We start from the raw sequence: 12,882 nt of genomic DNA, 5'->3' as shown, positions 1-12,882 counted from the left end.
GCGCAAAGGTCGCACCGATCAGACCTTGAAGGCTTCCACCAGACGCTGAAGCGACGCTGTCAGTTGCGACATTTCTCTGGAAGAACCCAGGGTTTCTTCAGCATTGGCGGCGGTTTTCTGGCCCAGCTCGCCAATCTGCTCAACGTTCGAGTTCACGTTTTTCGCGACGGCAGACTGCTCTTCGGCGGCCTGGGCGATCTGGTGACTCATATCCACGATCACGGAGATGCCCTTGGCGATTCTATCCAGGGCCTCTGTCACCTCTCCGGACTTCTGCACCGTTGCCTCGGTCACGTCCCGGCTGTTGGTCATGGCCGACACCGCGTCTTTGACGCCGCTCTGGAGCCGGGAAATCATGCCTTCGATTTCTTCCGTCGATTTGTGCGTGCGCTGTGACAGCGAGCGAACCTCATCGGCAACCACCGCGAAACCACGCCCCTGCTCCCCGGCCCGGGCCGCCTCGATCGCGGCGTTCAGGGCGAGCAGGTTGGTCTGCTCGGCGATGGCCTTGATCTCGACCAGCACCTGACTGATGTTGTCACTGTCCTTGCTGACCCGGTTGATCACTTCCACCGCGCCTGAGATTTCACCCGCCAGCTTGTTGATGGTTTCAACCGTGTCGGCCACCACGCCCCGGCCGGTTTCTGTGTCCTGTTCGGCATTGCTCGCGCTGTCCGCAACCCGGTGCGCGCTTTCGGTGACTTCATGAACCGCCTCAACCATCTGGTTCATGGCTTCATTGATCTGGCCGCTTTCTTCCATCTGACGCGCAACCGCTTCGCTATTGGCCGCAGCGGTGTCATTGACCCGGGTGGCCTGCTGGTCTACGTCCGCCGTCGTCCGGCTGACAGAGCGGATCAGCTCGGCAATCCGGTCGGTCATGTTATTGAATTCCGTCGTCAACTCGCCCAGCTCATCGCGGTTGCGCAAACTGATGTGCGTGGTCATGTCGCCGGCGGCAACGTTCCGTGCGGCTTCGCTGAAGCGGTTGATGGCGGTACGTACGGACATGAAGAAGCCGATGTAGAGATAGACAACCACAAGCAGCACGGCGATCAGGGCAACCACAATCAGGCGACGCTGGTTGATCTCACTCTCGAGCCGTGCGCGCAGGTTCGAGTCGACCACGCTGAAGGCAGCCGTCTTGACGTCGTCGTAGTGGGCCAACTGCCCGGACATCAGATCGTCGTATTCGGTCCAGGGCATTTCCAGACGCATGGGCGTTATCACGTTCAGATCCAGATGATCCCGAACCACCATCAAACTCTCGTCAACCCGTTGAATGGCGTTGCCTGCCTGATTGGCGAGGGCCGGCGATGCTTCAGAAGCAAGAGCCAAAGCCGGTGAAAGCAAGGAGGTGCGATTGGTCAACTGGTCATAGATTTCGTTCAGGGTTTCGCTCAGGGCGTAACCTACCTGCCCCTCGACCAGTGCGAAGATTCCGTAGGATTTTGCCCGACCGATCACGGTGCGTGCAGCCGGGAGAGAGTCCTGGACCAGGCCCAGAATCAACTGGTTTTCTCTTGAGGCCCCCTGCCCCAAACCAGAGATTTCAATGGTGGCCGAAAGCAGCGCCTGTGCCTTCTGGACGAATTCCTGATAATACTTGAACTGAGGATCGAAGCTGCCCTGATAATTGTCATCGGCCCGCAATGCTTCCCACTCCTGGCGAAGGCCTTCAACCTGATCGGCCCAGGAGCCAGTCGTATCGAACGAGCGCTCTTCTGCGGTCAGAGCCGCCAAAAGGCTATCAATCTCAGTGGCCGCTTCTTCGGAAACTGCGGTAATGGCACTCTCATCCTTGATGATCGCCGGTGAGCGATAGTCTCGATAATCCATCGCCGCATCCACCAGCCGATCCACTTGCTGGAGTTGCTCCAGCCCCTCGACACCCCGGGTCATGGTCTGAACCGAGCGATTCAGCTCGGAAATGGCAAGCCAGGACAGCCCACCAATTGGTAAAAGGAACAGAATGCTGATGAGACTGAACTTGTAGACCATCGGCAGCCGGTTCATCAGGGCAATGGCAGGATTAATGAGTTGCTTCACAGGGACCCTCGTGCTGGCAAATAACCACTGAACGTTAATTCTTTTCTTCCATTGTCGCCTAAAGTCTTAAAAACTTAAGCTTTATTTGTTGTTAAACTGTAATGTTTTATAAAATCCGGGCTAAACGACGCCGGAAATAACCAGCAGGGCGAGTATGCATATCCATACCAGCATGCTTCTGTTCAGCAGATCCCTTACCGCTCGCAGACTCCTTCCCCCAAACGCTGTCCACTCATCCGGGTGAATCCGGGAAAACCTCGCTGGATCCAGTGCATACCCGGTTAACGACCCGTTGGCCGAAATCATGAGTACCTCGCCCGCTTTTTTGGAGATTCCGGTCAGAGTCTGGCGAGTTTCACGCAGCCAGCCGGCCAGATCTCCGGCAATTCCGAACGTTAACGACAAAAGCCTGGCAGGAATCCAGCCGGCAAGGTCGGACATTTTTGCAAACCTGGGCCTGGCCGGCGCCTGCGGCCATTGCTCGGCGAGCGCTACCAGCCCACGCGCCAGGACCGCGAGACCGATACCGCCAACCACATACCAGAAAGCCACCAGAAAAAAGCGCTGGAACACCGAAACCATCAGTGCCTTGGACAGGGAGAGGTGCATGGCCTCGGGAGACACTGCGGCTCCCCGTTCATCGGCCGGAAGAAGGTCTTTCACATGATGCCAGGCCGACTGCATGTCTCCCCGATGCCACGCCTCCGCATAGGCCCGCAGTACCTGTCGCCAGCCCGGCGTTCCCATAAGGACGACCAGCACCAGGAACTCCAGCGGGTAAGCCGCCATTCTCCAGCCAGAAGACACCAGCAGGTATTCCGCAAGCCCCAGTATCAGGGCCGGCAACAGGACCAGTGCCAGCCCGGTTGCTATCCCCGATTCATGGCCCGCCCTGACCCGGCTGCCGTAGCGGAACCAACGGCGCCAGACCTCATCGCCAGACAGCATGTCCAGGGAATCCAGACGCCTACGTACCATGTAGGCCAGAAGAAACACAACAAATACCATTCAGACGTTCCTCCCCGATCCTCGGACTATTTCCAGGGCTGACCGGAAATACCGCCAGTCAAAAGCCGGGCCGGGATCGCTCTTCCTGCCGGGCGCAATGTCGCAGTGCCCGGTAATCCGATTGGCCGTGATATCCGGCCAGGCCGTCATAATCAGGTCCGCCACTTTCGCCAGCATGCGATATTGCTCGGTGGTGTAAGGGGTGTCGTCGGTCCCTTCCAGCTCAATCCCGATGGAAAAATCATTGCATTCCTCCTGCCCTTCAAAACACGATCGGCCGGCATGCCAGGCCCGATCAAGCAGGCTGACAAACTGCACCAGCGCGCCATCGCGGCGAATCAGCAGGTGCGCAGACACCTGGACGCCCTCGATAGTCTTGAAGTAGGGGTGCGCAGAATGGTCGAGTTGGTTGCAGAAGAAGTCTTCTATTTCGCGGCCACCAAACTGGCCCGGAGGCAGGCTGATATTGTGGACGACCAGAAGAGAGATGCCCGCTCCATCCGGACGAGGCCCGAAATTCGGCGAAGGGGTCCAGCGGGCGAAGGAAATCCGCCCGGTTTCGCGAAGCGAATTTCCATCGGTACCGGAGGCGGAAGGGCGTTCGGAAAAAACGTCTGAATCGGGCAAAGTAATTCCAAAAGTTTCAGAGCATTACAGCCTCTGATTGAATCACAAAGTTGCCACGGTTGCTACGAATCAGTCCTTGCGGCTGCAGCGCAGGTTGTCGATGATCGACTCCAGTGCCCGGTCGAAGATCAGACCATCATCCAGCATGCTGATTTTCCCGAATTCCATGTCGGCGGCCAGTTCCTGACGCAGATACTCTGCCACCTTCGCGCCACTGCGATTCACAAAGATATATTTGCCAGTGGCCTTGATAAAGGCCGCAAGCTTACAGCGCACCCGGGTTTCGTCGCGGGTAAGTTCAATCCAGGAACCCACACGCAGGCTTTCGGCCTTTGACAGCCACTCTGGAGATACTGAAGCAGTCTGCGTTTCAGCGTCCGCCTGGGAGGCAGCCTCGCTGACCACAGAAACAGGCACTTCAGGCTCGGCCGGCGAGGGCGTTGCTTTGACAGCGTCTTCGGCCGCCGGCTCAGGGGGCTCGACGGGCTGCTCAGCAGCGGGCTCCGGAACGAGCAGATCCTCTGGTTCCGAAGGTGATTCCGGCCTGGACGGAGCCGTCACCAATCGCTGGAAAACATCCACATGGGCAAGTTCAAGGTCGCGAATCGCCGCATCGGTGGCAAACGGGTCCCAGGAAATATCCTGCAGTGCCTTGCGAAGGTCGTCCACAATGGCCGGTATTGCCCTCAGCAGATCTGACCTGGTGGTATCAGTGACCGGGCGCGGATCCACACTCCAGACCAACTGCTCGGTCAGGTTCCGGGCGTGCTGCCACCGGTCGCTTTCCTCGCCCTCCCGGAGGACAACCCATTGCAGGTACCGGGTCCAGGCTTCGCTCAGGAGGCCGGCAACCGGTTCGGGCACGTCCCGCTGCTCTGTCAGCTCCTTAACCAAGCCTTCCGCCGCCTGGGACGCCCGCTCCTGTCGAGCCCGCCCTTCTTCAGCATCCCGAAGACGTTGCTCGACGAGCTCACGACGTCGGCGATCGAGATCCATGAAGTGGCTGAAATCTTTCAGCAACTCCTCGAACAGGGAGACGTTGGTAGTGAACTCAGACAGAACCCGATCTACAACCGATTCGATTTTGTCCCGAAGCGGGTCTCTTTGCCCGGCCTTCTTCTCGGTCCAGCCAATGGCCGAGAGTGCCAGCTCGTTAAGCAGTTTTCGAACCGGGTGACCGCCCCGATTGAAAAAGTTCTTGTCACTCAGCGCCACTTTCAGCACCGGAATCTGCAGGCGCCCGATCAATGCTTTCATCACCGGATGCAGTTGGCGATCTTCCAGAATAAAGTCGAACAGCATGGAAACCAGATTGATCACGTCACTGTCGACCTGCCCAACGCTCAGGCTGTTGCCATCGCCGGAACGCAGGATGGGTTGAAGCTGCTCGCTCAGAGGTACAACGGTACCTTCACCCCATTGCCTGCTGCTCGACTGCGCTTCTGTCAAACGGGCCATGAGCCTGTCGGTATCAATGTAGCTTTCGCCGACCGGGGATCCGCCAGTGACAGCATTAGACTCACCGCGATGCAACAGCGCGCTGAGCTCCGAGAAAGTGGCCTGTGATTGAGACATACCCTGACTCTCGCTGGCAGAATCCGCCTGACCGCTGGCACTGGTCGGCACTGAACTCTCTGCTGACCCACGCTGACCGGAGCGGGAGGGCACCTTGCCGGTGGGCGGTCGTTTCATGTCAGGCATTACGCCTTCACTGATCAAGGTGCGATTGGCTTCTTTGTAGAAATCACCGAGGGTATCGGCAAGCAGGCGATCAAACAGCTTCAGAACCACCAGCTTGGCCCGGATATCAATGTCGAGGTCTGCACAGGCCTCGGCAACACCGCCACAGATGATTTCAGGGCTTAGCGGCATTTGTGCGTCTTTCAGCTCGATGCCCGGCACCAGATGCCCGACCCGGACGGTAAGCAGACGGATCTGTTCGGTATAACGGTTCCGGAGTTTATTTATGAGATTGTCGACTGCCACCTGCTGCTCAAGCTGGGAATGATCAACGAGGCTGAGAGAGTCCTCGTCAACTTCATCCAGGGACCTGGCACTTTGCTGGGGCTGGAACCTTCCGATTTCATTGAAAGCCTGGCTGACGTACTGGAGGATCGAGACCACCATGGCCTTGCGACGAAGCCTGAGCTCCCGCATGGCATCAAAGTAGGCGGTCTGGTCGAGGTTGGAGCCGGCTCTGTCCGCGAGTTCAAACAGGGCATCATCGGCACGATCGAAAAAACTGGCAAGAACGGACTTGAGGGACTGACCCGATGCGTCACGCAGGCGCACGAGGGACGCAGGCAAAGAAAACCGGGCGGGCGGTTTCCGGCCTGAAAAGCTGACAACCTTGTTATCGTGCACCATCTCGCTGCTCCGCCTTGTATTACACAATTGCCTGTTTATTTCTCCACTTCACATGATACGAGCTGCCCACGTCAGGTTGTGTCAGAATTTGTCACCTTTTGTGTAGACCTGACGTGCATCACAGTTTAGCAGCCCAGCCCCAAGAGTTTGGCGATTCACCGGCGGCGCTTTAGAATTGACAGCCTGAAACGCCGTCAACCCACTGCACCGGACTTTTTGCCCTATGATTGCCCCTGAACTCCTCCGCCAGGCCAGAATTGAAAACGTTGCCCAGAGTCTGCGGGAGGACATCGGCGATGGCGACATCACGGCCAGACTGATACCCGCCGACAAACAGGCAACAGGGCGGGTAATTACGCGGGAAACCGCCATCGTCGCGGGCAGGGAGTGGGTGGACGAGGTTTTCCGACAGGTGGATCCGGCCGTTGAGCTCGACTGGCAGGTTGCCGATGGCGAGACCGTGTCGCCGGATCAGGTGCTGTTTACCATGCAGGGTTCGGCACGAAGCCTGCTAAGCTCCGAACGCGCGGCTCTGAACTGGCTCCAGTCCCTGTCTGGCGTTGCGACCGCCTGCGCAGGCTATGCCGCCCGGGTTGCACACACCGGTGTTCGACTGCTGGATACCCGTAAAACCCTGCCCGGTCTGCGCCTGGCCCAGAAATACGCTGTAACCTGTGGCGGCTGCTTCAATCACCGGATCGGGCTGTGGGATGCCTTCCTGATCAAGGAAAATCACATTGCCGCCTGCGGCTCCATTGCCCTGGCCATTGAAGCCGCCCACCGGATTGCACCGGGCAAACCGGTGGAGGTGGAAACCGAGAACCTTGACGAGCTGGAACAGGCCCTTCTAGCGGGTGCAGACATCATCATGCTGGATGAGTTCTCACTTGAAGACATGCGGACCGCGGTCGCTACCACTGGTGGCAAAGCAAAGCTGGAGGCATCCGGGGGAATCAATGCCGACACCCTGGTGCCGATCGCCGAAACCGGCGTGGACTTCATCTCGATTGGCGCGCTGACCAAGGATTTAAAGGCTGTCGACCTGTCAATGAGACTGGACTGATCACTCCCCGCTAAGCAGGCGATCGATCACCTCCAGCTCCCGAACCAGCCTGCTACCGGACTCCGGTCGCCCCCGGAAATGCTCTTCGGCCATCGGCGCTATGCCGGAGGCCGAGGGCAACGGGTGGTCGTTTTCGATAATGATCTTCATTCTTTCCACAAAAACAAATTGCAGCCACTGGGTAAATTCCAGCGTATCGATGCAAAAGGGCTGCGCACTCTGGAACGCCTCGTCCGGTGGTGGCTCTGACTCCCAGAGCCCCAGCTGCCGCAACTCCATCTCAATGTTCAGAAGGCAGTCCGCAACCTGCCCGACCGGGTTACCGGATTCGGTCATATCAGTCTCGCTTCAATCGTTAAGCGGCTCAAGCTCCACGGTTTCGCCATGCAGAACCCGGAACAGGTCCTCGTACTGGCGCGTCAGCGGGTGCTTGGGTGCCATGTGAATCAGGGGCTGCCGGCTCTGGTGGGACTCTTTCATCTTCACGGAACTCGAGAGACGCACAGGCAGAACCGGCAAGCCCTCCTCGGTAAGCTCCCTGACCAGCTGCTTGGGCAGGCTGGCCCGCGGCTGGAACTGGTTGGCAACAATCCCTTCGACAACAAGATCCTCGTTGTGGTCTTCCTGCAGATCACGAATCTCGTTGAGGATGTTGTACAGCGCCTGACGGGAAAAATCGTCACAGTCGAAGGGTATCAGGCAGCGCTGGGCTGCAATCAGGGCAGACCGGGTATAGAAATTGAGCGCCGGCGCGGTATCGATGTAGATCGCATCGAAGGATTCACCCAGTTTTTTCAGGGCTTCCCTCAGCTTGTATATCTTGTGCTTGGCCTCCAGCTTGCGCTCGAGAAAATCCAGCTCCGGGCTGGAGGGCATCACAAACAGGTTCTTGAACGGTGAGGCATGGACAAATTCGTCCGGACGGCGATTGAACACGGTAAAGGCCACCGTCTGCTCCAGCATATCCGCAACGGTGTCCTTGAGCTCGCTGGCAGGCTTGCCCAGCAGATAATGGGTGGAGTTTCCCTGCGGATCAAGATCCACGACCAGGGTGCGCTTTCCACGAGCGGCGCTGATAGCTGCGAGATTGCACGTGATACTGGACTTGCCGACACCGCCTTTCTGGTTGAATACCACCCGTCTCATATTGCCTCTCCCTTGATGAATCCCTTATCGATTTCTGCCCTGCGATGAACCCATTCCAACTCACCACCCCATCACTGTCTTCACAAACGGAATAGTAAGCCGCCGCTGTGCCTGAAGTGAATTTTCATCCAGTATATCCAGAATCCCCAGCAAATCACCGAGCCTTCGGGGCGCCCGGCGCATTATATAGCTGGCCACATCATCCGCCATCACCAGGCCACGTTTCTCGGCACGGGCCCTGAGAATGGTCAGGCGATCCTCATCCCGGTAAATACCCAACTGGATGATCAGCCCGTGACTGAATCTGGAGACCAGATCCGGCAACTCAAAGGGCAAACTGGCCGGCAAATCGGCCAGACTCACCAGCAAGAGGCCGCCTCGATCGAGAATCCGGTTATAGAGATGAAAAATGGCCTCTTCCCAGACCCGCTGGCCTGCGATGCGGTCGACATCGTCAAGACAGACGATCTCATGGGTCTCAAGCCCCGACAAGGCATCGGGACCAAAAGGCTCTAGCTCTGCGATGCTGATACACACCGCTGCCCTGCCCTGCTTTTCGCCCAGGTGGCACACTGCCTGTAGAAGATGGCTCTTGCCGGTATCGGCATCACCGCACAGAACAACGACAGGCATATCATCAGGTTGCTGACAAACGCTTTCAAGACGCTGGGCTGCGCTCGTGTTCCGGTCGCCATGGAAATTGTCGAATCGGGCGTCGTCACGCAGCTTGACCCCGAGCACCAACTGGGATGCGGTCATGGCCGGGTAGCCCTCCAGGCCCGCAAGCCCCACACAAACAGGTAATGCGCCCCGCTGAACACGGTGGAAACAGCCACCAGGATAATGCCGGCATCCACCACCCAGGGCTGCATCGGCAGGTCCGCCAGAAGCACGATGATGGCCAGGGCTACAAGAATCTGGATAAACGTATTGATCTTGCCGGGAATGCTGGGCTCCATATCGTATCGACCAACCTTGTAGTGGTAGGCCAGAGCGCCGACCACAATCAGCAGATCACGCCCCAACACCAGCAGAAACAGCCACACGGGCAGAACCTCGGTGAGAGTAAGCATCAGGTACGCGGTGATCAACAAGGCCTTGTCGGCGAGAGGATCTGCAATTGCACCAAGCCTGGAACGCCAATTGAAATGGCGGGCAAGGAAGCCGTCAACCGCGTCTGTGCCGGCGGCCAGAAAGAATATCAGCAACGCCCGGCGATAATCTCCGATCAGTAACGCTCCCGCGAAGGGAGCGATCAGAAGAATGCGCAGGAACGTCAGGGCATTGGGAATCCAGCGCCAGCGGTGCAAATTCAAAAGACTCCCTCCGGTTACACCTTATTCGCCGCCATCGCTCCCGATGACAGAAGACGGTTGCCAACGATAATACAGAACCTGGTACAGGGATTCGAACGCTTCCCTGGCATCTTCCTCATCGACGGGCACCGGCTGATAGGTAAACAGGGCAGTCTCTTCAGACGCCTCCGCAGAGGTTTGCTGATCCGGGCCAGCCGGCTGCGATACCTCGCTCTCGAGCGCCTCTTGCGGGTTCGGCCCAGACGACGCCACCTGGTCCTCTGCTGTGCGGGCGGTAACCGGAGGTTCTGCCGGAACGTCGGCCTCCATTGGAACGAAGCGCGGATCCAGGGCGATGTACTCCCGCAGCTGGTCCAGCTCACCGGAGAAAGCCACCCGCAGGGTCAGTTGCTCGTCCCGTACCCGATGGGCACCAACGCTAACCACGGGGGTCAGTCCTTCCAGCACCTTATTGGCGCCGGCATAGTCTTCAAGCGACGTAACGCCACGCAGCACAATGTCCACCTGGGGCGAATCGCCCACTTCCGACGCAGCAACCGCGTATCGGCTGGCGTATAACTCCGCCCAGCGGTTTATCGTCGCCTCCGCCAGCGCTTCCGGGGTATCGGCGGTTACCGACTCTTCCCCGGCATTCATGGCCATACCATCGAAGACCCAGCCGGCACGCCATTGCCCGCCAGCACGGCTGACCCGCACCAAAGCGAGCACATCATGGTCCAGATTCCCGGATGCAGACTTCACCCGACCAATAAACTGCCCCCAGATATCCGAGAGCAATTCGCGGTCAGAGCTGAAATCTGACGGGGGCAGCGCCACGGGCAAGCCACGCTTTCTGGCCGCCTCATCGAACGCAGCCCTCCAGGCTCCTGCGTCTTCCTGACCAGAGCCGGCCCCGGGCCGTGTTACGAGTGTTCTCGAGCCACGATCCTCGGCAGCAATCCAGGCCAGTGTGAGCGGTCTGTTGGCACCCCACACCGGCGCATCAATTGCAGCCAGCGCGCGATTCACGCCAACCGCTCCGAAGGACATGCTCAGAACACTCTGGCCGGACTCGCCACGGGCAACCTGATAGGAAAGAAGTAACGACTCGGCATCGGACAGCAGGGCTTCAACGCCCTCCATCGCCAGTACGTCTCGGGTACCGGAAACCCTTACCAGTACCTGGCTCAGCCCGTCTGCATATCCCTGGGCGAGTTGACCCGACGAGGACCCTTCCACTGGCACCTTTGCCGAATAGAGACCGGAAACCGTCACGGCACTCGCCTGGGCGGAAAACCCAGACAGCAGAACGGTGAACAACGCAACTACCCACGTCCCGGATAAAGACCTGTGTGCCGGCTTTTGCCCTGATACTGACATGAAACACCCTGCAATTCGCATGAATGGCGCATAGGATACACCATGCCCCAGGGTGTGAGTAGCGGCCCCGGATTTCGGAAAAGCAATATACATTTGGAGCGCCACACCGCACCTGTTAAAATCCGCCGCCTGACCCACTGGCCAACGGTTAAGTACACCATGAGCGAACAGAAGCCCTCCCTGACCTACCGCGATGCTGGCGTAGATATTGATGCCGGCAATGAACTCGTCAGCCGAATCAAGGACACCGCCGCGCGCACCCGCCGCCCCGAGGTTCTTGGCGGTCTCGGCGGCTTCGGCGCCATGGTCTCCATCCCCGCCGGATATAACGAACCGGTTCTGGTTTCCGGCACCGACGGAGTGGGCACAAAGCTCAGACTGGCCATGCAACTGGACAAGCACGACAGCATCGGCATCGACCTGGTCGCCATGTGCGTGAACGATCTGGTTGTCGGCGGCGCTGAACCGCTTTTCTTCCTCGACTACTACGCGACCGGCAAGCTGAACGTAGACGTTGCCACTCAGGTGGTTGCCGGAATCGGCGAGGGCTGCGAGCAGGCTGGCTGTGCGCTGGTCGGCGGTGAAACCGCTGAAATGCCGGGCATGTACGAAGGCGACGACTACGATCTGGCTGGCTTCTGCGTAGGCGTTGCCGAACGCAGCGAGATTATTGACGGCGGCCGCGTCCAGGCCGGAGACGTGCTGATTGCCCTGGGCTCTTCCGGCCCTCACTCCAACGGCTACTCCCTGATCCGGAAAATTCTGGAAGTCAGCAACGCTGACCTCGAGCAGCCAATCGGCGATACCACCCTGGCCAACGCCTTGATGGCACCGACTCGAATCTACGTAAAGAATCTTCTGCAGCTGATTCGCGAAGTCGACGTTCGTGCCCTCTCCCACATCACTGGTGGTGGCCTGCCGGAAAATATTCCCAGGGTGCTGCCGAACGGCACCATCGCTGCCATCGATACCAACAGCTGGTCATTGCCCCCGGTATTCCAGTGGCTCAAGGACAACGGCGGCGTTGCCAGTGAAGAGATGTACCGCACCTTTAACTGTGGTATCGGCATGATTGTCTGCGTGCCTGCCAACCAGAAGGAGCTGGCCCTGGATACCCTGAAAGCACTGGGCGAACATGCCTGGCAGGTAGGCCTGATCGAACGTGCCGATGACGAACAGGCAGATGCCTGCGTTCGCTATGCACCGGGGCTGCTGTCGGCATGAAGGCAGATCAGACCCCGTTACCGAAAATCCTGGTGCTCGCATCCGGAAGCGGCACCAACCTTCAGGCACTGATTGACGCCAGCCGGGAGCGGGATTTTCCCGGGCAGATCATTGCCGTTGGCTGCAACCAGCCCGGCGCGTTTGCCCTTGAGCGCGCGGCCCAGGCAAATATCGAGACCTTTGTGGTAAACCACAAGAATTTCGAATCCCGGGATGAGTTTGATGCCTCCCTGATGGCGGAAATACTCCGCTACAATCCGGAGTTGATCGTGTTGGCAGGCTTCATGAGAATCCTGACCACGGATTTTGTCCGGGCTTTCCGGGGCAAGATGCTGAACATACATCCGTCACTGCTGCCGAAGTACACCGGTCTGAACACCCACCGCCGGGCCCTGGAAGCCGGCGATAAGGTTCACGGCGTTTCAATCCACTTCGTTACCGAGCAGTTGGATGGCGGACCGGTTATTGCCCAGGCCGAAGTGTCCATTGCTTCGGATGATACTCCTGAGAGCCTCGCAGAGAAGGTACAGGCCAAGGAACATATCCTTTACCCTATCGTTGTGCGCTGGTTCTGCGAGGGTCGGATTCAGTTGGGCAGTGATTACGTGATGTTCGACGGTGAGCCGCTGAACGTCCCGATGCGCCTCCCCGAGACCTGATCAACCGCCTGAACGAATTGTCATCCCCCCAGCCTCCCCGAGCAGCTACACTGTCGCCACTGAT

General features: G+C 58.6%; 12 protein-coding genes. 3 read left to right on the top strand and 9 right to left on the bottom strand.

The features are described 5' to 3' along the window. Positions 1 to 18: 18 nt before the first annotated feature. From AC5JQH_RS18110 to AC5JQH_RS18095, 4 genes are all read right to left on the bottom strand, one after another. Positions 19 to 2,049, bottom strand: coding sequence for a methyl-accepting chemotaxis protein (locus tag AC5JQH_RS18110; RefSeq protein WP_053114921.1), 2,031 nt, complete (start codon positions 2,047 to 2,049; stop codon positions 19 to 21). Positions 2,050 to 2,169: 120 nt separating this feature from the next. Beyond that, complete coding sequence (locus tag AC5JQH_RS18105; protein WP_008172824.1) at positions 2,170 to 3,057, bottom strand: hypothetical protein; 888 nt, start codon at positions 3,055 to 3,057, stop codon at positions 2,170 to 2,172. Next, positions 3,058 to 3,684, bottom strand: a complete 627-nt coding sequence (gene ampD / locus AC5JQH_RS18100; RefSeq protein ID WP_062784867.1) for a 1,6-anhydro-N-acetylmuramyl-L-alanine amidase AmpD — start codon at positions 3,682 to 3,684, stop codon at positions 3,058 to 3,060. A gap of 69 nt (positions 3,685 to 3,753) precedes the next feature. After that, positions 3,754 to 6,051: a DUF1631 domain-containing protein gene (locus tag AC5JQH_RS18095; protein ID WP_491713473.1), complete on the bottom strand. Its 2,298-nt coding sequence runs from the start codon at positions 6,049 to 6,051 to the stop codon at positions 3,754 to 3,756. A 223-nt stretch (positions 6,052 to 6,274) separates the two neighbouring features. On the opposite strand from AC5JQH_RS18095, the gene nadC reads away from it, so the two are divergent. After that, positions 6,275 to 7,114 (top strand): carboxylating nicotinate-nucleotide diphosphorylase, encoded by an 840-nt coding sequence (gene nadC, locus AC5JQH_RS18090; RefSeq protein ID WP_219119829.1) that lies wholly within the window; start codon positions 6,275 to 6,277, stop codon positions 7,112 to 7,114. Here the strand turns inward: nadC and AC5JQH_RS18085 are convergent, their stop codons facing one another. The 5 genes from AC5JQH_RS18085 to AC5JQH_RS18065 are packed head-to-tail and all read right to left on the bottom strand — an operon-like array spanning position 7,115 to position 10,875. Then, positions 7,115 to 7,450, bottom strand: coding sequence for a YqcC family protein (locus AC5JQH_RS18085; RefSeq protein WP_008172829.1), 336 nt, complete (start codon positions 7,448 to 7,450; stop codon positions 7,115 to 7,117). 12 nt (positions 7,451 to 7,462) lie between these two features. Continuing rightward, complete coding sequence (locus AC5JQH_RS18080) at positions 7,463 to 8,260, bottom strand: ParA family protein (RefSeq protein WP_008172831.1); 798 nt, start codon at positions 8,258 to 8,260, stop codon at positions 7,463 to 7,465. Between the two features lie 60 nt (positions 8,261 to 8,320). Further along, positions 8,321 to 9,019: a DnaA regulatory inactivator Hda gene (gene hda, locus AC5JQH_RS18075; protein WP_008172833.1), complete on the bottom strand. Its 699-nt coding sequence runs from the start codon at positions 9,017 to 9,019 to the stop codon at positions 8,321 to 8,323. Beyond that, positions 9,016 to 9,576 carry a CDP-alcohol phosphatidyltransferase family protein gene (locus AC5JQH_RS18070; protein WP_175497385.1) on the bottom strand — a complete coding sequence of 187 codons (561 nt, stop codon included), beginning with the start codon at positions 9,574 to 9,576 and terminating at the stop codon, positions 9,016 to 9,018. The genes hda and AC5JQH_RS18070 overlap by 4 nt, the downstream gene beginning before the upstream one ends. A gap of 21 nt (positions 9,577 to 9,597) precedes the next feature. After that, complete coding sequence (locus AC5JQH_RS18065) at positions 9,598 to 10,875, bottom strand: DUF2066 domain-containing protein (RefSeq protein ID WP_008172836.1); 1,278 nt, start codon at positions 10,873 to 10,875, stop codon at positions 9,598 to 9,600. Between the two features lie 219 nt (positions 10,876 to 11,094). On the opposite strand from AC5JQH_RS18065, the gene purM reads away from it, so the two are divergent. Then, positions 11,095 to 12,159, top strand: a complete 1,065-nt coding sequence (purM, locus tag AC5JQH_RS18060) for a phosphoribosylformylglycinamidine cyclo-ligase (protein ID WP_092031940.1) — start codon at positions 11,095 to 11,097, stop codon at positions 12,157 to 12,159. Beyond that, positions 12,156 to 12,818 carry a phosphoribosylglycinamide formyltransferase gene (gene purN, locus AC5JQH_RS18055; RefSeq protein WP_491713472.1) on the top strand — a complete coding sequence of 221 codons (663 nt, stop codon included), beginning with the start codon at positions 12,156 to 12,158 and terminating at the stop codon, positions 12,816 to 12,818. The genes purM and purN overlap by 4 nt, the downstream gene beginning before the upstream one ends. The last annotated feature ends 64 nt before the right edge of the window (positions 12,819 to 12,882 follow it).

The sequence above is a fragment of the Marinobacter sp. H13 genome, from assembly GCF_059072335.1.
This window is presented reverse-complemented; position numbering and strand designations above follow the sequence as displayed.